Below are 20,515 nucleotides of genomic sequence, written 5' to 3' on the forward strand. Positions count from 1 at the left end.
AAACCCGGTCCCGGGGCTGACCCGGACGCCCGCCATCAAAGACCCCGGACCACCCGTCCGGGGTCTTTTTAGGTTTTTCATCCGGTCATCCCCGTGTTTAACTGCGCCATCCGACGAGGGCGGCGGTACGACCGCCCGTCGAAAACAGGGAGCCACCCAATGAACCTCAAGCAAACCCTATCCGTTCTGGCCCTGACCGCTGTTGCGGCCCCGGCCTTCGCGAATTGCGACAGTGTCACCTTCTCTGATGTCGGCTGGACCGACATCACCGCCACCACCGCGGCCACGACCACCGTTCTGAACGCGCTCGGCTATGAAACCGACGTCAAGGTGCTGTCGGTGCCGGTCACCTATGTCTCGCTCGCCAAGGGCGATGTGGACGTGTTCCTGGGCAACTGGATGCCGACGATGGAAGGCGACATCGCCCCCTACCGCGAGGCTGGCACCGTCGACACCGTCCGCGCCAACCTTTACGGTGCGAAATACACGCTGGCCACCAACGCCGCGGGCGCCGCGCTGGGCATCACCGATTTTGCCAACATCGCCGCGCAGTCCGATGCGCTGGATGGCAAGATCTACGGGATCGAGCCCGGCAACGACGGCAACCGCCTGATCCAGGACATGATCGACAGCGACGCCTTCGACCTGAAGGGCTTCGAAGTGGTCGAAAGCTCCGAACAGGGGATGCTGGCCCAGGTCGACCGCGCCAGCCGTCGCGACGAACCCGTCGTGTTCCTGGGCTGGGAACCGCACCCGATGAACGCCAATTTCGACCTGACCTACCTGACCGGCGGCGACGATTACTTTGGCCCCGATCTGGGTGGCGCCACGGTCTATACCAACACCAGCGCCGGCTATGTCGAGGCCTGCCCGAACGTGGGCAAGCTGCTGACCAATCTTGAATTCACGCTGGCCATGGAAAACGAGATCATGGGCGCCATCCTGAACGACGGCGAAGACCCGAACGATGCCGCCGCCGCCTGGCTCAAGGCCAACATGTCGGTGCTGGACGGCTGGCTGGACGGTGTGACCACCAAGGACGGTGGCGATGCGATGGCCGCCGTCAAGGCTGCCCTGAACTAAGCGAACCAAGGCCCCGGGCGTGTCCCGGGGCCGTTTCCTGTCCGCATCGCGTATGCATGGAATGTGCATAGGATGTGCATGGACTGTGCCCCGGCGTTTTCGCCGGGAAAAGGGGCATGACGATGGACTGGCTGACCGACAGCAAGATCCCCGTGGGCAAGACCGCGCGGCTGGTTTTCGACTGGCTGCAAGACCACGGGCGGTGGTTTTTCGACGGGCTTGCCGTCTTCATGGAAAACCTGATCGACGCGATCCTCTGGGTTCTGGAATATCCGCATCCCCTTGTGATGACAGCAATTTTTGTTGCAATCGCCTGGGTTTTGCAGCGCAGCTGGAAAACCGCCGCGCTGACCGCGGCCGGGTTTTTGTTCATCATCAACCAAGGCTATTGGGAAGAAACGCTGGAAAGCCTGACGCTGGTGCTGGCGTCTTGCGTGGTCTGTATGGGCGTGGGTGTCCCCATCGGGATCGCCGCCGCCCACCGCCCCCGGCTCTTCTCGGCCATGCGTCCGGTTCTGGACCTGATGCAGACGCTGCCTGCCTTCGTCTATCTTATTCCCGCTATTGTGTTTTTTGGCATTGGCATGGTGCCCGGCCTGCTTGCCACCGTGATCTTCGTGATCCCCGCGCCGATCCGCCTGACCCATCTTGGGGTCAGCTCTACCCCCCTGCCATTGCTGGAAGCGGCGCGGGCCTTTGGCGCCACGCCACAGCAGACCTTGTGGAAGGTTGAACTGCCCTACGCCATGCCGCAGATCATGGCCGGGCTGAACCAGACGATCATGCTGTCGCTGTCGATGGTGGTGATTGCCGCGCTGGTCGGGGCCGATGGCCTTGGCGTACCGGTCGTTCGGGCCCTTAACCAGGTGAACACCGCTTTGGGGTTTGAATCCGGTTTCGTGATCGTTGTCCTTGCGATCATCCTGGACCGCATGTTGAGGGTCGGCAAATGAGCATCGCGGTCGAGATCGACAACGTCAGCATCGTCTTCGGCGATCACCCTGATAAAGCCTTGCCGCTGATGGATGCCGGGCAGGACCGGGCGGACATCCAGCGCGAAACCGATCAGGTTCTGGGCGTGCACGATTGTTCGCTGACCGTGGAAACCGGTGAAATCGTCGTGCTGATGGGCTTGTCCGGGTCCGGCAAATCGACCCTGTTGCGGGCCGTCAACGGGCTTAATCCGGTGACGCGCGGCGCGGTGCGGGTCAACGACGGGGCTGCAATGGTCGATATCAGCAAGGCCAGAGGGGCCGAGCTGCGCCGTATGCGGCAAAGCCGCGTGTCCATGGTGTTCCAGCAATTCGGCCTGCTGCCTTGGCGCACGGTGCGTGACAACGTTGGCCTTGGGCTGGAACTGGGCGGACTGTCGGCCAAGGCGCGTCGCGAACAGGTGGATCGCCAGCTGGCGCTTGTGGGTCTGTCTGATTGGGCCGAGCGCAAGGTGGGTGAACTGTCGGGCGGTATGCAACAGCGCGTCGGCCTTGCCCGCGCCTTTGCGACAGAGGCGCCGCTGCTGCTGATGGATGAACCGTTCTCGGCGCTTGATCCGCTGATCCGCACCCGGTTGCAGGACGAACTTCTGCACCTTCAGGAAACCTTGAAACGGACGATCCTGTTTGTCAGCCACGATCTGGACGAGGCATTCAAGATCGGTCAGCGCATCGCCATCATGGAAGGCGGCCGGATCGTGCAATGCGGCACGCCGAGAGAGATCTTCAAGGCGCCTGCAAACGACTATGTATCTGATTTTGTTGCAAATATGAACCCTTTGGGCGTCTTGCGTGCGCATGACGTCATGGACCCCGCCGGGGGCGAAACCCCGATCCGCGTCGGGGCAGAAGACGATATTCGCAGCGTCATGGCCCGACTGGACGAAACCCCCGTCGTGGGTGTTGTGCGCGATGGCGCCGTGGTTGGCCAGATCACTCGCGACGCCGTTCTGCGCCGGTTGCTGGACCCGCGCGGCTGATCAGTCGACCGGCAACCCGCTGGGCACCCGATCGGGGCGTCCCATCGGCCGCTGCAACGCGGTTTTGCCCGTCAGGCTGCGCAGGAACGCCTCTAGGTCCGCCACGTCGGTATCGGTCAGCATCACTGGCTCGATCTCGACGTACATTTCCTGCCGCGCCATTTCCAACTGGTCGTCCAGCACGGTGAAATCCTCTTGGTTCAACCAGGCGACGATGGGCAGGTGCGCCATGTCGGGCCGCCATGCGGCGCGCATCGCCAGCGGGTTCGCCATGTGCCGGATCATCGCCGACAGCGTCGGATAGGCGCCGTTGTGGCCATAGGGCCCGGTCAGTTCGACGTTGCGCAGGCTGGGCGTCCGGAACTTGTAGGCATCCGCGATATCGTCGGTTTCCGCCATCCGCCCCACATCGCGCTGGATCGGATCGAACGGCCGGGTCCGGCCCGGGCCAAAGGACGGCAGGCCCGTGGCGTGGAACTGCTGGTCGCTGAACAGCGGCCCGTTGTGACACGATGCACAGCCCGCCTCGCCAAAAAACAACTGCCGACCGCGTTCGGCATCTTCGGGCAGGGGGGTGCCATTGCGCATCAGGTCGTCATAGGGGCTGTCGTAGCTTTGCCATTCGCTGCCGATAAAGGCGCCGATGGCATTCGCGATCTCGACGATCGTCACGTCCTCGGGCGTATCCACGCTGTCGAACGCGGCGCGGAACATCTGGGTGTATTCCGGGACTTCCTGCACCCGCGCCGCGATGACCGGCCAGCCATGTTCCAGCCCGCTGGCCACCGCCTTGGCAACGTCGTTTTCGCCGGGGTTGCCGGCCATTTCCGCGAAGGATGTCATCGGGAACAGCGCTTGCGCCGCGATAATGTTTTCGATTCCCTTGGGAAACCGGTCATCGACCGGCGTGTCAAAGCCGTTGCCATAGGCGTCGCTGATCGACACCCGCCCATCGTGGAACACGTTCTTCACTGAGTTGTGGCCAAGGTTCCAAAGCGCAGGCGCGTTGCGGGGGATGCGTTCCTTGATCGCCGCCAGCCCGGTGCCCGGGGTGCGGTCCGGGCCAAGGCCCGACCCGCCTTCGCCGATCCCAAGGCTTAGCCCGTCGGCCCCGGCCAGCGAATGGTGATGACAGGTGGCGCAGGCGATGTTGCGATTGCCGCTCAGCACCTTGTCATAGAACAGCAGCTGCCCGATCCGTGCCTTGGCCGGGTCAAGCTGAATGTAGTCCTCAGGGTCGATCGGTTCGGCCCGGGCAAGGCCGCCGACCACGATCAAAGGCAGTACCAGACGGTGAAGCATGTGTCCCCCCGGATGCAGCATCATCGGATTTTGCCCCACACAGGGCAGGGCGAAAAAGCGTCTTGAAAACTCTGTCCCGATCATCGCGCAAAGTTGCGCGGCAACCTAGGAAACATTTCGTTTCTCTGACTGAAACAGCGGGAGTCTTGGGGGCTATTCCGCTGCCTTGCGCACCCAGGCGACGATCACCACACCAATATACGTCACGCAAATCAGCACCAGGGATATCCACGCATAGGTCAGCACCGCCGCGCCGACAAAGGCGAATCCCACAAGGAAATACTTGACGTTGACCTTTGGTATCCGGGTCTTCTTGAACGACCATGTCGGGATCCGGCTGATCATCAACAACCCGACCCCCCCCATGTAGATCGCCAACAGCAGGTCCGGCAGGATCGGTTCGGCATCGAAAGCAAAGCTGATGAACATCGGCAACAGCACCAGCATCGCGCCGGCCGGCGATGGGACCCCGGTGAAATAGGCGGATTCGGCGGTGTCGTCTTCAGCTTTGCGGGTCACGTTGAACCGCGCCAGTCGCAGCACGCAACAGGTGGCGAAGAACAACACCGCAATCCAGCCCGCGCTGCGCGTGTCCTGCAAGGCCCAGAAGTACAGCAGCAGGCCGGGTGCGACCCCGAAGTTCAGGAAATCGGCGAGGCTGTCCAGCTCTGCGCCCATCTTGCTGTCAGACCGCAACAGCCTTGCGATCCGCCCGTCCAGCCCGTCCAGCACGGCGGCGATCAGGATCATCCGCACCGCCCATTCATAACTGTCCTGTACGCCAAACCGGATTGCCGTCAGCCCGGCGCAGATCGCCGCGATGGTCATCATGTTCGGGATGAGCTGGACCAGCGTGACTTTCTCGGGCTTTTCGATCATGGCTTACCCGTTCAGATCGGCGATCACCGATTCCCCCGCGATCATGGTTTGACCAATGGCCACCTGCGGCTCCACTCCTTCGGGCAAATAAACGTCAAGCCGTGAGCCGAACCGGATCAGGCCGAACCGTTCGCCGCGGCCCAGTACCTTGCCCGGCTGCACCCAGCAGACGATCCGCCGCGCCACCAGCCCGGCAATCTGCACCACCGCGATCTGACGGCCATCCTCCATCCGGATGGCAAGCGAATTGCGTTCGTTGTCGACGCTGGCCTTGTCAAGCGAGGCGTTCAGGAACTTGCCCGGACGATAGGCGACGGCGGTGATCTCACCCGACACCGGGACTCGGTTCACATGACAGTTGAACACCGACATGAAGACCGACACGCGCGTCAAAGGCACGTCGGGCAGGCCCAGTTCACTGGGCGGAATGGCCGGTTCGATCAGCGATACAACGCCATCGGCGGGGCTGATGACCAGCCCGGGGCGTTGCGGCGTGACGCGTTCGGGATCGCGGAAGAAGTAATAGCACCAGACCGTCAGCCCGACGCCAATCCAGCCCAGCGGCTCCCAGATCAGGAACAGCACAAGGGTGATCGCGGCAAAGATCGCCACGAATTTCCGCCCTTCGGGGTGCATCGGCTTGATGAAAGTGTCGGTCATCCGCATCGGGGATCCTTTCGGGTCTCTGGACTGAAAAGTGCCTACTGCGCGGATGGGGGGCTTGCAAGGGATTCAACCGGCCTTGGGGGCGGTGACGCCGCGGGATGGGCCCGGTGCGCGGGCGGTTCGCGGTCAGCTGAATCCGCCGTAGCACCCGGCATAGAACATCAGCGGCTCGCCCGGATGGGTGGTGACGTGGTGCACCCGCGCGACGAGGATCGCATGATCGCCGCCGTCATGTTCGGCGACTTTTTCACATTCGAACCGCGACAGGCAGCCGTTGATCAGCGGCACGTCGTGCGCGCCGGCTTCCCAGTCGATATGGTCAAAATAATCCCCGCTGCGGGCAAAGCCGCGGCAGATGTCATGCTGGTGTTTGCCCAGCACATGAATGGCGAAATGTTGGGCGGCGGCATAGAACGGATACCGCCCCGAGCGCTTTGCGGGCGACCACAGCACAAGCGGCGGGTCCAGCGATACGCTGGCGAAGCTGTTGGCGGTTATGCCCAGAGGGCCGTCAGCCGTTGCACAGGTGACAACCGTGACCCCGGTTGCGAATTGCCCAAGCGCATCGCGGAACGCGCGATCATCGGACGTGGCTGGGTCGAAACTGAACGTTTGCACGGTCATCGTGTATCCTTGCCCCGGTCCCGGCTCAGCGGCGCAGACCCCGGTTTACCTGTTTGCCTTGGGTGCAGCGTGGCCGATCAATGCGGCAAGGCCATGGCGCTGACAAGGAAGATAGGTAAGTCCGCACTGTCCCCTGCCAAGGGCGGTTCGGTGCCAAATTCCGACCAAAGAAAACCCCCGCCGGTCGGGGCGGGGGTTGGCAATCCGTCCGTTCGGGAAGGTCAGCCCGGGAACTTGGTGGTCCGCAGGTAGGGCAGGACGATGTCGACCTCGCCGAAGGTTTCCTTGGCTTGCTCGTCGTTCAGCGACAGCGCCACGATCACGTCCTGGCCGTATTCCCAGTTCGCACCGGTTGCGATCGGGGTGCCAAAGGTTGCTTGCAGGGCGTCCAGCGCGCGCAGCACTTCGGCAAAGTTGCGGCCGACCGACATCGGATAGGTCATGATCAGCTGGACCTTCTTGTCCGGCGAAATGATGAAGACCGAACGCACCGAGGCGCTGTTGGCGGCGGTACGGCCATCGGGCAGATAGGCTTCGGCCGGCAGCATGTCGAAGGCTTTCGACACGGTCAGGTCCAGGTCGGCGATGATCGGGAAGTTCGCTGGCGCGCCGGCGGTCTTCTCGATGTCGGCTTTCCATTCCTTGTGTTCTTCCACGGCGTCGACCGACAGGCCGATGACCTTGGTGTTGCGCTTTTCCCATTCGGCCGCCAGCTTGGCCACGGCGCCGAATTCGGTGGTGCAGACCGGGGTGAAATCCTTCGGGTGCGAGAACAGGATCGCCCAGCTGTCGCCCTGCCAGTCATGCAGTGCAAAGGTGCCTTGGTCGGTTTCGACGGTCAGGTTCGGAAGAAGGTCATTGATACGCAGGCCCATGGGAGAGATCCTTTCCTGTGCGTTTTGGTCGGAATTTGGGTTGGCTGTTTAGATACATTCTAAATACTGGATGTAAACCCCTCTCTTGCCGCGCTCAACCCAAAGTGACAGAGTGTCGCAAAATCTGCCGGTCAACCTGGCAGAACCCAACGAAGGAGAGGCCAAATGATTGAGAAAAAGCAGTTTTATATCAACGGAGCTTGGGTTGACCCGATTGATGGCCGCGACTGCGAGGTCATCGACCCCTCGACCGAAGAGCCCTGCGCGGTGATCTCGCTCGGGGGCGATGCCGATGCCGATTCCGCCGTCGCCGCAGCCAAGGCGGCGCTGCCCGGTTGGATGGCGACGCCCGTTGCAGACCGCATCGCGCTGGTCGAAAAGCTGCTCGACGTCTATGCCGCCAAGGGCGAGGACATGGCTCAGGCGATGACGCTGGAAATGGGCGCGCCGATCGATATGTCGCGCACGTCGCAGGTGGGTGCCGGGTCCTATCACCTCAAGAATTTCATCCGCGCCGCCAAGGCGTTCGACTTCGAAGCGCCGTTTGGCGACAAATTTCCCAATGACCGCATCCTCTATGAGGCGGTGGGCGTCGCGGCCCTGATCACCCCGTGGAACTGGCCGATGAACCAGGTCACGCTCAAGGTCGGCGCGGCGGCCATCGCGGGTTGCACCATGGTGCTGAAACCGTCCGAGGAATCGCCACTGAACGCGGTCCTCTTTGCCGAGATGATGCACGAGGCCGGGTTCCCGCCGGGCGTCTTCAACCTTGTGAACGGGGACGGCGCCGGCGTCGGCACCCGGCTGTCCAGCCACCCCGACGTCGACATGGTCAGCTTCACCGGCTCGACCCGCGCGGGCAAGCTGATCTCGAAGGCCGCCGCCGACACGCTGAAACGCGTGCACCTGGAACTGGGCGGCAAGGGCGCGAACCTGATCTTTGCAGATGCCGACGAAAAGGCGGTCAAACGCGGCGTGCTGCACATGATGCAGAACTCCGGCCAGTCCTGTAACGCCCCCAGCCGGATGATCGTCGAAGCGTCGGTCTATGACCACGTCGTCGAACAGGCGGCAGAAGTCGCAGCCAAGGTCACCGTCGGACCCGCCTCGCAGGAAGGCCGCCACATCGGCCCGGTGGTCAACGCCGTGCAATGGGGCAAGATCCAGGACCTGATCCAGAAAGGCATCGACGAAGGCGCCCGCCTTGTCGCCGGCGGCCTGGGCCGGCCCGAGGGGCTGAACAAGGGCTTCTACGTCCGCCCGACGGTCTTTGCCGACGTGACCCCCGACATGACCATCGCGCGCGAAGAAATCTTTGGCCCCGTCCTTTCGATCATGAAATTCGAAGACGAGGCTCAGGCCATCGCCATGGCCAATGATACGCCTTACGGCCTGACCAACTACGCCCAGACGGCGGATGGTGCCCGCCGCAACCGGCTGGCGCGGCAGCTGCGCTCGGGCATGGTCGAAATGAACGGCCTGTCCCGCGCGCCGGGCTCACCCTTCGGCGGCATGAAACAGTCCGGCAACGGCCGCGAGGGCGGGATCTTCGGCATCCATGATTTCCTTGAAATCAAGGCGGTGGCAGGCTGGGATCCGGACGCCGAATAACCCGCAAGTCGCCGGGCGCGGTCTTTCGCGCCCGGCCCCCTGACAGGCCAGCCTGCATTTCTTCTGGCCCGATACATCCCGGAGAGTATGAGAGGCAGCGCCTCTCATATGCGCCGCAGGCGTATTGCCCCCTCAGATGTCGAACACCAGGCAGGTCGATGTGCCAAAGGCCAGAACCCGGCCCCGCGCATCGGTCAGCTTCGCCTCCGATGTCGCCACCCGGCCCCCCAGCGTTACCAGCCAGCCCTCGGCCCGCAGCACTGTTCCATCCATCGGGATCGGCCGGGTCATGTTCACCTTGGCCTCGATTGTCGTATACCCGCGCCCGGCGGGCAACGCGGAATGCACCGCGCACCCCAGCGCGGAATCCAGCACCGTCATGGCATAGCCGCCATGCACCTGCCCCATCGGGTTGACAAACCGCTCCGGCGGCCGCGTGGCCCAGGCCATGCGTCCCTCGTCAACCTCGATGACCTGCATCGGGATCAGGGATGTCAGCGGCGGATGCGGCAGGCGCCCGTCACGCACCGCTTCGAAAAACGCGACACCCGACAACGCCGCCAGGTCGGCTTGCGCGATCACCCCGGTGTGGGTCTGTTCGGTGACTGTCATGGCGGGCCCTCCCTTTGTTCCCCCGGTGATAGCGGGGCGCGTGGGCCTTGCACAAGGAAACGTCCCGTCAGAACGGCGCAGGGGCCCGGAATTTCAGCCCCTCACCGCTCTCGGGATGACCCAGTCGCAACTCTTCGGAATGCAGCATCAGGCGCGGAAATTCCCGCGCTGCCCCGGTGGCGTAGAGCGGATCGCCCAGGATCGGGTGCCCCAGCGCCAGCATATGCACCCGCAACTGGTGGCTGCGCCCGGTCTTCGGCAGCAGCCGCACCCGGGTCTCGTCGTCCGACGCCTTCAGCACATGCCAGTCGGTCACCGCCGGCTTGCCGTGCGCGTGGTCCACCATCTGCCGGGGCCGGTTTGGCCAGTCGACGATCAACGGCAGATCCACGGTTCCCGATTTCGGTGTCAAACGCCCGGCGACGCGGGCGATATAGACCTTCTTGGTCGCGCGTTTTTCGAACTGCATCGAAATTTCGCGCTGGGCATGCGGCGTCAGGGCAAAGACCATCACCCCCGATGTGTCACGATCCAGCCGATGCACCAGCAGAACCTGCGGAAAGGCCAGCGCCAGCCGCGAGATCAGGCAATCGGCCAAGTGCGCCCCTCGGCCCGGCACCGACAAAAGGCCCGCGGGCTTTTCCACCGCGATCAGCGCAGGGTCTTCGTAAAGAACCCGGATCGGGTCCGTCGGGGGGGCATAGGGGGTCTCCATGCGCCCCTCTGTGACAAAGCCCGCACCAACAGGCAAGCGCGATTCAAGCCCCTTCTTCTGGCTGAAAATATCCCGGGGGTGAATGCCCCGGCCTGCCGGGGCAGAGGGGGCAGCGCCCCCCCTGCTTCCCCGGACGTCAGGACAGACGCTTGCGGAACCGTGGTCCCGGTGCCGGTCGCGGCTCGAACCCGCGCCGGGCGTAAAACGTCTGTGCAGCGGCGTTGCCGACATGGGTGCCAACACTCAGATATGCCGCTCCAAGCCCTCGGGCGTGGGACAGGGCGGCGTCCATCAGGGCGCTGCCAACGCCTGTTCCGCGTGCCGTATCGGTGGTGAAAAGGTGATGGATCTCCATCCCGCGCAGGCCAAACTGCAACTGGGCCACCGGGGTCAGCGCGACATACCCCGCCGCCTGCCGATCCAAACGTGCAATCAGCACGTGCAGCCAGGGTGGGTCGCAAAACACGTCGCGGTCCAGCACGCGCCGGTCCGCAAGGCTGATGTCGTCGTGAAAGGCGGCGAGACCCGCGATCATGGTCAACAGGTCGTCGGCATCCGCAACCTGCGCGGGGGAAATGGTAAGGGTCATGTCAGTCTCCGGTCTTGGCCCCGTAGGGCAGACCGGACACGCGTTTCGGGCCACCCTTGGGCGGCCATCTGCAAAAGGGATCAGTGCCGCGCCGATATCGGGCGGACGGAATAGGCGATCAAGGCAACTGCGCGTGTCATGGCAGGGGGATGCGCCAGAACCGGGGGGTTGGTCAAGGGCCACAAACGGCGGGCCAACGCCCCGGTCTTTTCGGTGTCGTTCGCTGCTACAGGCGGGCGCGCGCGCCGGTCGGGTCGTACATCGGTTTCAGCGACACCTCTGCTGCGACCCGCGTGCCGGCAACGTCGATTTCATAGCGCGAGGCCAGAATCTGTTCGGCGCTTTCCCCGGCACAGGGCACATAGCCCATGCCAATCGCCCCGCCCAGGTGGTGGCCATAGGCCCCCGAACTGAGGTATCCCACGATCTGCCCGTCGCGCAGGATCGGTTCGTTGTGATAGACCAAAGGTTCGGGATCGGTCAGGCGGAATTGCAGCAGGCGGGTCTTCAGACCCTCGTCGCGTTTCCTCAGCACCGCGTCGCGGCCGATGAAATCTGCCTTCGCGGTCTTGACGGCAAAGCCCAGCCCGGCCTCCAGCACATGGTCTTCGCAGGTGATGTCATGGCCGAAATGGCGGAACGCCTTTTCGATCCGGCAGCAATCCATCACATGCATCCCGCACAGTTTCAGCCCGTGGTCCTGACCTGCCTGCCAAAGGGTGTCGAAGACATGGGTTGCCTGATCAGCCCCGATATAGATCTCCCACCCAAGTTCACCGACATAGGACACCCGGTGCACCCGCGCTGTCCCCAGTCCGATTTCGATCTCTTGCGCGGTGCCGAAGGGGTTGGCGTCATTGCCGAAATCGTCGGGTGACACCGCCTGCATCAGCGCGCGCGCCCTGGGGCCCATCACCGCCAGAACGCCTTCGCCGGCTGTTACATCCGTGACCACCGCGTCGAAATCGCCCAAGTGCCGCGTCAGCCAGGTTTGATCGGCAACGCGCGTGGCGGCGGGGGTGACAACAAGATAGGCGGTTTCCGACAGGCGGGTGACGGTCACGTCGGCCTCGATCCCGCCACGGGAATTGAGGAACTGGGTATAGACGATCCGGCCCACGGGAACGTCCACGTCATTGCCGCAGACATGGTTGAGGAAGGTCGCCGCGTCACGGCCTTCGACCCTGAGCTTGCCGAAGCTGGACATGTCATACATGCCGACACCGGTTCGGATCGCGCGGTGTTCCTCGGCCACGTTGTCGAACCAGTTCTGGCGTTTCCAGCTGTAACGGTATTCCCGCTCCTGTCCGGGCTGCGCGTACCAGTTGGCGCGCTCCCAACCGGCCAGTTCGCCAAAGACCGCGCCATTTGCGTCCAGCCGGTCGTGGAACGGCGTACGCCGTATGCCGCGTGCGCTGGCCTTTTGCCGATAGGGGAAGTGATCGGCGTAAAGCAGCCCCAGCGTTTCACTGGCCCGTTCGGCCAGGTAGCGGCGGTTTTTCTGGAACGGCTGCACACGGGAAATATCCACGTCGCCCAGGTCGAACGGTTTCTGCCCGTCGTCCATCCACTGCGCCAACGCCATGCCCGCGCCACCCGCCGACTGGATCCCGATGGAGTTGAACCCGGCGGCGACCCAGACATTGTCCATCCCCGGCGCAAGGCCCAGGTGATAGGCGTCGTCTGGGGTGAAGCTTTCCGGCCCGTTGAAGAAGGTGTGGATGCCCGCCTCGCCCAGCATCGGCATCCGGTTCACCGCGGCTTCGAGGATCGGTTCGAAATGATCGAAATCCTCGGGCAACTGGTCGAATTCGAAATCCGCCGGGATGCCTGTCATGCCCCAGGGCTTGGCCACGGGTTCAAACGCGCCCAGCATCATCTTGCCGGCGTCTTCCTTGTAATAGGCGCATTCGTCGGGCACGCGCAGGACCGGCAGTGGGCCGAGGTCCTTGATCGGCTCCGAGACGATGTAGAAATGTTCGCAGGCTTGCAGCGGCACGTTGATGCCCAGCATCCGGCCGACCTGGTGCCCCCACATGCCGGCGCAGTTCACCACCGTTTCGCAGGTGATCGTGCCGGGGCCTTCGGGACCTTCGTAGGAAACAGAGGTGATCCGGTCGCCTGCCCGGGTAACACCGGTGACGGCAGTGTATTCCGCGATCACCGCGCCGCGCATCCGGGCGCCCTTGGCCAGCGCCAGAGCGATGTTGCCGGGATCGGCCTGACCGTCGGTCGGCAACCAGACACCACCGGTCACGCCGTCGATGTTGAGATGGGGGTATTTCGCCTTGATCTCGGCCGGCGACATTTCCTCGACCGGGACACCGAAGGCCCGGGCCATGGCGGCGGAGCGGTGCAGTTCTTCCAGCCGTTCACCCGTGAGCGCGGCAGAGATCGACCCCACCACGCGGAAGCCGGTGGCGACGCCGGTTTCCGCCTCGAGCCCGGTATAGAGCTCGGCGGAATAGCGCGCGAGTTTGGTCATGTTGGAACTGGCCCGCAGTTGCCCGATCAGGCCCGCGGCGTGCCAGGTGGTGCCCGACGTCAGGCGTTTGCGTTCCAGCAGGACGACATCGGTCCAGCCGAGTTTTGCCAGGTGATAGGCGACGGAACAGCCGACGACACCGCCGCCGATGATGACGGCGCGGGCGTGGGTGGGCAGAGTGGTCATGAGGTCAGGGCTCCGGGCTGGGGAAGGGGGGGCGGATCGGCTGTGCCGATCTGGCCAAGGCGGCGGGACGCTGTCCCACCGCACCCCCCTGAGGTACTTGTGAAGCAAAAGAGGCAAGTCATGTGATCTGGAATCCCGCCGCCTGCAGCCGACGGGCGATTTCGGCGATGTGGGCGGGTCCGGTTTCGCAGCAACCGCCAACGATCGTGGCGCCCTGATCCACCCAGGCCATGACGTGGTCGGCGTAGGCTGCGGGGCTGAGATCGCGGGCGGTCAGGGCATCGACGGTGGGGGCGTCCTTCAAGAAATCCTTGGTGATCCGGGTGAAGCCATTGGCGTAGGCGCCGAAGGGTTTGCCAGAGGTTTTCAGCACAGTCAGCGCGGCGGGCATGGCTTCGGGCGCAGAGCAGTTGGCGAGGAGAGCTGCAGCGCCGGCGACATGGGGCAGGGCGTCAGCCAGCAGTTCGCCCGAACGCAGCAATGCGCCGTTTTCGTCATCGAGGGTGAAGGCGATCCAGACCGGCAGCGGGCAATCGGCTGCGGCCTGCATTGCCGAGCGGGCGTTCGCGACCGAGGCGACGGTTTCGAAAACGATCAGGTCGACCGTGTTCTGCATCAAGGCGATGCGTTCGGCGTAAAGCGGGATTGCCACCTCGTCCGGCGGGTGTTTGTCAGCGCGATAGCTGGCGCCGAGCGGCCCGATCGAGCCCGCGATACGCCCGCCGCCGTGTGCGGCGCGCGCGGCCGTCGCCTCGGCGAGGGCCGCGCGATTGAGATCCTCAAACCGGGCTTCGATCCCGCCCATCACCAGGCGGTCGCGATGTATCGCGTAGGTGTTGGTCGTGGCGATGGTGGCGCCGGCATTGAAATAGTCGCGGTGGACCTGTTCAACGAGGCCGGGGTGTTCGATCATCACCTGGGTGGACCAGAGCGGTGTCGGTTTGTCGCCTGCGCGATGGACGAGTTCCTGGCCCATGCCGCCGTCGAGAAGGGTGATCTTGTTCATTGTGGTTGTCCTTCTAGCGGGGGCCAGCCGCGCTACCATTGTCCCTTGGAGCAATGGCGCGACACTGGCGACCCCCGCGATATTTCCGGCAAGATGATGGGATCATGTGCGTAGCCGTTCGTTCTTTGGATCCCACAGCGGGCCATCGGGCTGTACCACGGCGCGACAGCGGGTGCCGAAGATGTCGACTTCGACCTCTGTTCCCGGCTGGGTCAGGTCGGGGCGCAGCATGGCCAGGGCGATGGAGGCGTTGACCCGGTGGCCCCATGTGCCCGAGGTGACTTCGCCCACGATCTGATCGCCATGCCAGAGCGTGGCCATGTAGGGCGCGTCGCAGTCGCCAGCGTCAACCTTCAGCGTCACCAGCCGTTTGGTCGGGCCGGTTGAGCGTTCGGTTTCCAGTGCGAGTTTGCCGGGAAAGTCCTTGGACCAGTCGATGAACCTGTCGAGCCCAAGCTGCAGCGCGGTGTAGTCGGTGGACAGGTCGCCTTTCCAGGCCTTGTAGCCCTTTTCAACCCGCAGGCTGTTGAGCGCGAACATGCCAAAGGGTTTGGCCCCGCCGGCAATCAGGGCATCGTAGATGGGGGTGGTGTCATCAATCTTGGAGTGGATTTCCCACCCCAGTTCCCCCGCGAAACTGACCCGGACCAGTTGTGCCCAGCGGCCCGCGATCTGCGCCGATTGATGGGTCAGCCAGGGTTGGGTCAGGTCGGCATCGGTGAGCGTTGACAGCAGCGCGCGGCTTTGCGGGCCGGTGACGATCTGGCAAGAGAAGTCTTGTGTGACGTTCGAGAGGCTGAATTGCGCGCCTGCGGGCAAGGACTTGGTCAGCCATTCCAGATCGTGCCATTCAGCGGCGGCAGCTGTGATCAGGAAGAAGAAATCATCGGCCAGGCGCATGGCGGACATTTCGGTCACAACGCGGCCGCGGGTGTCGGTGAAATAGAGCAGACCCAGCCGCCCGACCGAGGGCAGACGCCCGGTGCAAAGGCTGTTCAGCCAATCCGCAGCCCCCGGTCCTTGCAGCCGATAGCGCGAGAACCCGGGCAGGTCCAAGACGCCGACATGATCGCGGACCGCTTCGCATTCTTCCTTGATCCGGGGCGCCCATGGGCCCGTGCGGGCCCAGGTCTGGGTGGCCGCCTCTGACGTGTCGTCGCCGGGCTGCGCGAACCAGTTGGCGCGTTCCCAGCCGCCGTAGACGCCAAAGACCGCGCCCAGGTCTTTTACCGTGTTATGCACGGCAGACAGCTTTCGGTCGGGGGCGGCGGGCCAGCGGTGCCAGGGGAAGTGCATGGCGTATTCGTGGCCGTAGACCTCTTTAGCCTTTTCGACGCAATAGTCGTGATCGGTGTAGTCGGTATAGCGGCGCGGATCGCAGGACCACATATCCCATTCGGTCTGGCCCTCGGTCACCCACTCGGCCAGAACCTTGCCCGCGCCGCCGCCCTGGGTGATGCCGAAAGTAAAGACACAGGCCTCATAGGCGTTGGGCACACCGGGCATCGGGCCGATCAGGGGCAGGCCATCGGGGGCATAGGGGATCGGGCCGTTGATGTTGCGTGCCACCCCGCCAGTGCCCAGAAGGGGCACGCGGGCCATGGCGTCCTCGATATACCATTCCAGCCGTTCCAGATCGTCGGGATAAAGCTGAAAACTGAAATCCTCGGGCACGGGGTCATCGGGGCGGACCCAATGCACCTTGCAGTTGCGTTCATAGGGGCCAAGGTTGAAGCCGTTCTTTTCCTGCCGCAGGTAATAGCTGGAATCCACATCCCGCAGCAGCGGCAGTTTGCCGTTTTCCTTGGTATAGGTCGCCAGTTCCGGGATTTCCTCGGTCAGGAAATACTGGTGGCTCATCACCGCCATCGGCACGGTGCGCCCGCCATAGGGTTTGAACCACTCACCGACGCGCTGGGCATAGTAGCCTGCCGCGTTCACCACCTTTTCGCAGGTGATGTCGCCCTTGTCGGTGTGCACGATCCATTCCCCGTTCTGGCGACTGACACCTGTGGCGGGGCAGAACCGTTCGATCCGGGCACCGTTCATGCGCGCGCCCTTGGCCAGGGCCTGGGTCAGCTGCGCCGGGTCAATGTCGCCATCCCCCGGATCATAAAGCGCTCCCGCCAGGTCGTGGGTTTCCAGAAACGGATAGCGGTCCTTCAGATCGCTGACCTGCAACATCTCAAGGTCCATGCCCTGATAGCGGCCCATGCCGACGGCGCGTTCAAATTCCATCATCCGTTCGCGGGAATGGCCCAGGCGGATTGACCCGGTGACATGGTAGTTCATCGGATAGTCGACCTCGTCCGCCAGTTGGCGATACAGGTCGAGCGAATAGCGCTGCATGTTCATCACCGCCCAGGAGGTGCTGAAGGACGGGCAGTTGCCCGCCGCGTGCCAGGTGCTGCCTGCGGTCAGTTCGTTCTTTTCCAGCAGCACGCAGTCCCATCCGGCCTTGGCGATGTGATAGGCGCAGGAGGCGCCGACAACACCGCCGCCGATAATGACAACACGGGTCTGGGTTGGGAAATCGGTCATGGGTCAGTTCTCCCTTTGAGGCACGCCGTCGGCGATGTCGTAATAGTCGCCCTTGTCGGCGGTGAAGATGTGGATGCGCAGGTTCAGGCCGGTGGGGCCGTCGATGGACCCTGCGGAAAAGCTGATCGTGTCCTCGGTCTGGGCTTTCCAGAACAGGACCGAACCGCAGGTAGGGCAAAAGCCGCGTTTGGCGGTCGGGCTGGCGTGATACCAGCGCACGTCACCGGTGATGGTCAGATCGGTTTCGGCGCACCAGGCCGAGGCCCAGACATGGCCCGATTGCTTGCGGCACTGGGTGCAGTGGCAGGCAGCGGGTTGGCCGATCTCTCCGTCGGCGGTGTAGGTGACGGCGCCGCACAGGCAGCTTCCTTTCAGCATCAGGTCCCCCGTGGCAGGATGGTGGCGCCCAGCAAGACACCATAGAGGATGAAACAGGCGGCCATGATCCGGCGCACAATGATGTTGCCGATGGCCCCCAGCGCTGCACGACCCAGCGCGGCGCCCATCGCGGTATAGGTTATGTAGCTGAGGCTGGTGATGGTGAGCGCGGTGGGCACGATCACCCACATCTGCTGACCGATGGGCACGTCAGGCTGCACGAATTGCGAAAACGCGGCAAGGTAGCCCGCGACGGATTTCGGGTTGATCGTGGCGATCAGGAAGGCCCGGCGGTAGATGTGGCCGCGCTTCGGGGCTTCGGCCTTGATGGGGCGGGTGGCGCGGATCCAGTTGCGCGCCCCGGTCCAGATCAGTAACCCGGCCCCCGCGACCTTGGCGATCAGAAACCCGGTGGGGCTGGCCACGATCAGGGCGGTGATGCCGATGGCCGACAGGGTCAGAAACAGCAACGCCTGGGTCAAGATACCCAGGACGCCCCACAAAGACCGGGCGAAACCAAAGGTCATGCCGTTCAGGATACAGTTGACCGCGTTGGGCCCGGGCGAGGTGACGAACACCACCCAGAACAGCGCGAAAACGGTCCAGGCCTGAAAGGTCATCAATACACCGGCGGGGCAATGACCCAGATTGCAACGGCAGGGTCGTCATGGGGATTTTCCCAGCGGAACGGCACGCCGCGGATGCGGAAGCTGTCACCGGGGGTGAGATGAAAGGTTTGCCCGTTGATCCAGATGTCGAGCTTGCCGGACACGATATAGCCCACCTCTTGCGTGGGCCGGGTGCAGGTTTCGCCGATTTGCGCGCGAGGTTCGAATACACAATGCACCACTTCGAAATCGTCGGTCAGGTCGGGGGACAGCAGTTCTTCGACCAACCCCGACACCCGGCTGCCGATGGGGCGGCGGTTTCTGGCACGGACGATAAAGCCCGCTTCCTCTGCCGGGCCTTCCGACCGGAACAGGCTGGAAACCGACACGTCGAGCAATGCCGCGATGTGGCGCAGGTCGGTGATCGAGGGTTCCGAGATGTTGCGTTCGACCTGGCTGAGCCAGCCGACCGAACGACCCAGCCGGTCCGACAGGTCGTTCAGCGTCAGCCCGCGCGCCTTGCGCAGCGCCCGAAGATCGGCGCCCAGAGAGCTGGCATTGTCGGGCTGTTCGTGCCGCATCGGCGCGTTCCGGTCTGAGTCTGTCTCGGGCCAGCGTCGAACTGTTTTGTGAAAAAGTAAATGAAAATTTCACGAACGTGGAATTTTACGCGATAGCCTCAGCGAAAACCTGATCGAGGATCGTGCCCAATTCCTGCGCGTCGGATTCGGTGAAGGCATCGGGCCGGTCGCTGTCGATGTCGAACACGCCCAGCAATACGCCCGCTGCATTGCGCACCGGCAGCACCAGTTCAGAGCGGGTCGAAGAGGCACAGGCGATATGGCCGGGGAAGGCATCGACATCGGGCACAAGCTGTACCTGTCCGGTCCGGGCACAGGCGCCGCAAACGCCACGGTCGAACGGGATGACAAGACAGCCATGCCCGCCCTGGTAGGGCCCGATCTTGAGCAGGTTCGGCGCGACCACGCGGTAAAACCCAGTCCAGTCGAAGCGGTCGTCGGCGTGATGCACCTCGCAGGCGACGGTGGCCATCAGCGCAACCGTATCGGTTTCGCCGGTGGTAAGCGCGGTAAGGGTCTTGGCCAGGGTCAGGTAGTCGAGGGTCATCGAAGCGCCTTTGCAACGTGCGGGAGCGAGGGGTCAACCCCTCGCGCTCCCCGGGATATTTTCGGCAAGATGATGATCAGAGCCGTTCGATGGCAATGGCCGTGCCTTCGCCGCCGCCGATGCAGATCGCCGCGATGCCGCGTTTCAGCCCGCGCTTTTCCAGTGCGTTCAGCAGGGTGACAATGATCCGCGTTCCGGATGCCCCGATCGGGTGGCCCAGGGCACAGGCGCCGCCGTTGACGTTCATCACGTCGCGTGACAGGCCCATTTCATGCATGAAGGCCATGGGCACGACCGCGAAGGCTTCGTTCACCTCCCACAGATCGACATCGGATTTGGACCAGCCGATCCGGTCGAGCAGTTTTTGCGCGGCAGGGATCGGCGCGGTCGGAAACAGGGCCGGGGCCTGGGCGTGGCTGGCGTGGCCGAGGATACGGGCGCGCGGCGTGGCGCCAGCGGTATCGGCGGCGGCCATGGTCGACAGGATCAGCGCGGCAGCCCCGTCGGAGATCGACGAGGAATTGGCGGCGGTCACGGTACCGTCCTTGCGGAAGGCGGGCTTCAGCATCGGGATCTTTTCCGGCCGAGCCTTGCCGGGCTGTTCGTCGCGGGTGATGATTTCCTCGCCGGTGCGGGCATGCACCGTGACGGCAGTGATTTCGCCGTCGAAAGCGCCGGTGCGTTCGGCGTCCAGCGCGTTGGACAGCGACGCCAGCGCGTAGTGGTCCTGGGCTTCGCGGGTGAACTGGAACGCTTCGGCGCAGTCTTCGGCGAAGGTGCCCATCAGGCGGCCCTTGTCATAGGCGTCTTCCAGACCGTCGAGGAACATGTGGTCCACGACCTGCTGATGGCCGATGCGGGCGCCGTTGCGCATCTTGGGCAGCAGGTACGGGGCGTTGGTCATCGATTCCATACCGCCGGCTGCGATGGCTTCGGCGTGGCCAAGGGCCAGCCGGTCGAAGGCCATCATCGTGGTTTTCATGCCCGAGCCGCACATCTTGTTCAGCGTGGTGGCGGGCACCTCTTCGCCCAGACCGGCGGCAAAACCCGCCTGGCGTGCTGGAGCCTGACCCTGACCGGCGGGCAGAACGCAGCCCATCAGGAGCTCGTCCACGGTCTTCAGCCGGGCTTCTGCCAGTGCGGCGCGGATCGCCGCCCCGCCAAGGTCGGCTGCGCTCACGTCGCTGAAGACGCCCTGAAATCCCCCCATCGCGGTGCGCGCCGCACCGGTGATGACCACTTCCTGCATATTCGT

20 protein-coding genes are annotated in these 20,515 nt (G+C 63.9%); 4 read left to right on the forward strand and 16 right to left on the reverse strand.

Annotated features, from left to right (window positions below; all coding sequences use genetic code 11):
- Positions 1–159 precede the first annotated feature (159 nt).
- The 3 genes from VK792_RS06015 (at position 160) to choV (ending at position 3,055) form a co-directional block, all read left to right on the forward strand.
- Entirely contained in the window at positions 160–1,083 is a 924-nt protein-coding gene (locus VK792_RS06015) for a choline ABC transporter substrate-binding protein (RefSeq protein WP_326296464.1), read from the forward strand.
- Positions 1,084–1,205: 122 nt separating this feature from the next.
- Positions 1,206–2,036 (forward strand): choline ABC transporter permease subunit, encoded by an 831-nt coding sequence (choW, locus tag VK792_RS06020; RefSeq protein ID WP_326296598.1) that lies wholly within the window; start codon positions 1,206–1,208, stop codon positions 2,034–2,036.
- Positions 2,033–3,055, forward strand: coding sequence for a choline ABC transporter ATP-binding protein (choV, locus tag VK792_RS06025; protein WP_326296465.1), 1,023 nt, complete (start codon positions 2,033–2,035; stop codon positions 3,053–3,055). Before choW ends, choV begins: the two co-directional genes overlap by 4 nt.
- Here choV and VK792_RS06030 read toward each other — a convergent pair whose 3' ends face one another.
- From VK792_RS06030 to VK792_RS06050, 5 genes are all read right to left on the reverse strand, one after another.
- Positions 3,056–4,357 (reverse strand): cytochrome-c peroxidase, encoded by a 1,302-nt coding sequence (locus tag VK792_RS06030; protein ID WP_326296466.1) that lies wholly within the window; start codon positions 4,355–4,357, stop codon positions 3,056–3,058.
- A 153-nt stretch (positions 4,358–4,510) separates the two neighbouring features.
- Entirely contained in the window at positions 4,511–5,236 is a 726-nt protein-coding gene (gene pssA, locus VK792_RS06035; RefSeq protein ID WP_326296467.1) for a CDP-diacylglycerol--serine O-phosphatidyltransferase, read from the reverse strand.
- 3 nt (positions 5,237–5,239) lie between these two features.
- Positions 5,240–5,902 carry a phosphatidylserine decarboxylase gene (locus tag VK792_RS06040; RefSeq protein WP_326296468.1) on the reverse strand — a complete coding sequence of 221 codons (663 nt, stop codon included), beginning with the start codon at positions 5,900–5,902 and terminating at the stop codon, positions 5,240–5,242.
- Between the two features lie 126 nt (positions 5,903–6,028).
- Positions 6,029–6,526 carry a flavin reductase family protein gene (locus VK792_RS06045; RefSeq protein ID WP_326296469.1) on the reverse strand — a complete coding sequence of 166 codons (498 nt, stop codon included), beginning with the start codon at positions 6,524–6,526 and terminating at the stop codon, positions 6,029–6,031.
- Positions 6,527–6,747: 221 nt separating this feature from the next.
- Positions 6,748–7,401: a peroxiredoxin gene (locus VK792_RS06050; RefSeq protein WP_326296470.1), complete on the reverse strand. Its 654-nt coding sequence runs from the start codon at positions 7,399–7,401 to the stop codon at positions 6,748–6,750.
- A 165-nt stretch (positions 7,402–7,566) separates the two neighbouring features.
- Here VK792_RS06050 and VK792_RS06055 point away from each other — a divergent pair, with 165 nt between their 5' ends.
- The gene (locus tag VK792_RS06055) at positions 7,567–9,012 is read left to right on the forward strand and encodes an aldehyde dehydrogenase family protein (protein WP_326296471.1); all 1,446 of its coding nucleotides are present in this window, start codon (positions 7,567–7,569) and stop codon (positions 9,010–9,012) included.
- A 132-nt stretch (positions 9,013–9,144) separates the two neighbouring features.
- On the opposite strand, the gene VK792_RS06060 is transcribed toward VK792_RS06055, so the two are convergent.
- The 11 genes from VK792_RS06060 to VK792_RS06110 form a co-directional block, all read right to left on the reverse strand.
- Positions 9,145–9,624: a PaaI family thioesterase gene (locus tag VK792_RS06060; protein ID WP_326296472.1), complete on the reverse strand. Its 480-nt coding sequence runs from the start codon at positions 9,622–9,624 to the stop codon at positions 9,145–9,147.
- Positions 9,625–9,691: 67 nt separating this feature from the next.
- Positions 9,692–10,339: an RluA family pseudouridine synthase gene (locus VK792_RS06065; protein WP_326296473.1), complete on the reverse strand. Its 648-nt coding sequence runs from the start codon at positions 10,337–10,339 to the stop codon at positions 9,692–9,694.
- 136 nt (positions 10,340–10,475) lie between these two features.
- Complete coding sequence (locus tag VK792_RS06070) at positions 10,476–10,928, reverse strand: GNAT family N-acetyltransferase (protein ID WP_326296474.1); 453 nt, start codon at positions 10,926–10,928, stop codon at positions 10,476–10,478.
- 226 nt (positions 10,929–11,154) lie between these two features.
- Positions 11,155–13,599, reverse strand: coding sequence for a GcvT family protein (locus VK792_RS06075; RefSeq protein ID WP_326296475.1), 2,445 nt, complete (start codon positions 13,597–13,599; stop codon positions 11,155–11,157).
- Positions 13,600–13,717: 118 nt separating this feature from the next.
- Entirely contained in the window at positions 13,718–14,605 is an 888-nt protein-coding gene (locus VK792_RS06080) for a homocysteine S-methyltransferase family protein (RefSeq protein ID WP_326296476.1), read from the reverse strand.
- A gap of 102 nt (positions 14,606–14,707) precedes the next feature.
- Positions 14,708–17,146 carry a GcvT family protein gene (locus VK792_RS06085; protein ID WP_326296477.1) on the reverse strand — a complete coding sequence of 813 codons (2,439 nt, stop codon included), beginning with the start codon at positions 17,144–17,146 and terminating at the stop codon, positions 14,708–14,710.
- Positions 17,147–17,149: 3 nt separating this feature from the next.
- Positions 17,150–17,524 (reverse strand): GFA family protein, encoded by a 375-nt coding sequence (locus VK792_RS06090; protein ID WP_326296478.1) that lies wholly within the window; start codon positions 17,522–17,524, stop codon positions 17,150–17,152.
- Positions 17,524–18,144, reverse strand: a complete 621-nt coding sequence (locus VK792_RS06095) for a LysE family translocator (protein WP_326296479.1) — start codon at positions 18,142–18,144, stop codon at positions 17,524–17,526. The genes VK792_RS06090 and VK792_RS06095 overlap by 1 nt, the downstream gene beginning before the upstream one ends.
- Positions 18,144–18,713: a helix-turn-helix domain-containing protein gene (locus VK792_RS06100; RefSeq protein WP_326296480.1), complete on the reverse strand. Its 570-nt coding sequence runs from the start codon at positions 18,711–18,713 to the stop codon at positions 18,144–18,146. Before VK792_RS06100 ends, VK792_RS06095 begins: the two co-directional genes overlap by 1 nt.
- Before the next feature lie 85 nt (positions 18,714–18,798).
- Complete coding sequence (locus VK792_RS06105; protein ID WP_326296481.1) at positions 18,799–19,260, reverse strand: GAF domain-containing protein; 462 nt, start codon at positions 19,258–19,260, stop codon at positions 18,799–18,801.
- Positions 19,261–19,336: 76 nt separating this feature from the next.
- Positions 19,337–20,509: a thiolase family protein gene (locus tag VK792_RS06110; protein WP_326296482.1), complete on the reverse strand. Its 1,173-nt coding sequence runs from the start codon at positions 20,507–20,509 to the stop codon at positions 19,337–19,339.
- Positions 20,510–20,515: the final 6 nt, after the last annotated feature.

The sequence above is a fragment of the Mesobacterium hydrothermale genome (assembly GCF_035818635.1).
Lineage (GTDB): Bacteria > Pseudomonadota > Alphaproteobacteria > Rhodobacterales > Rhodobacteraceae > Mesobacterium_A > Mesobacterium_A hydrothermale.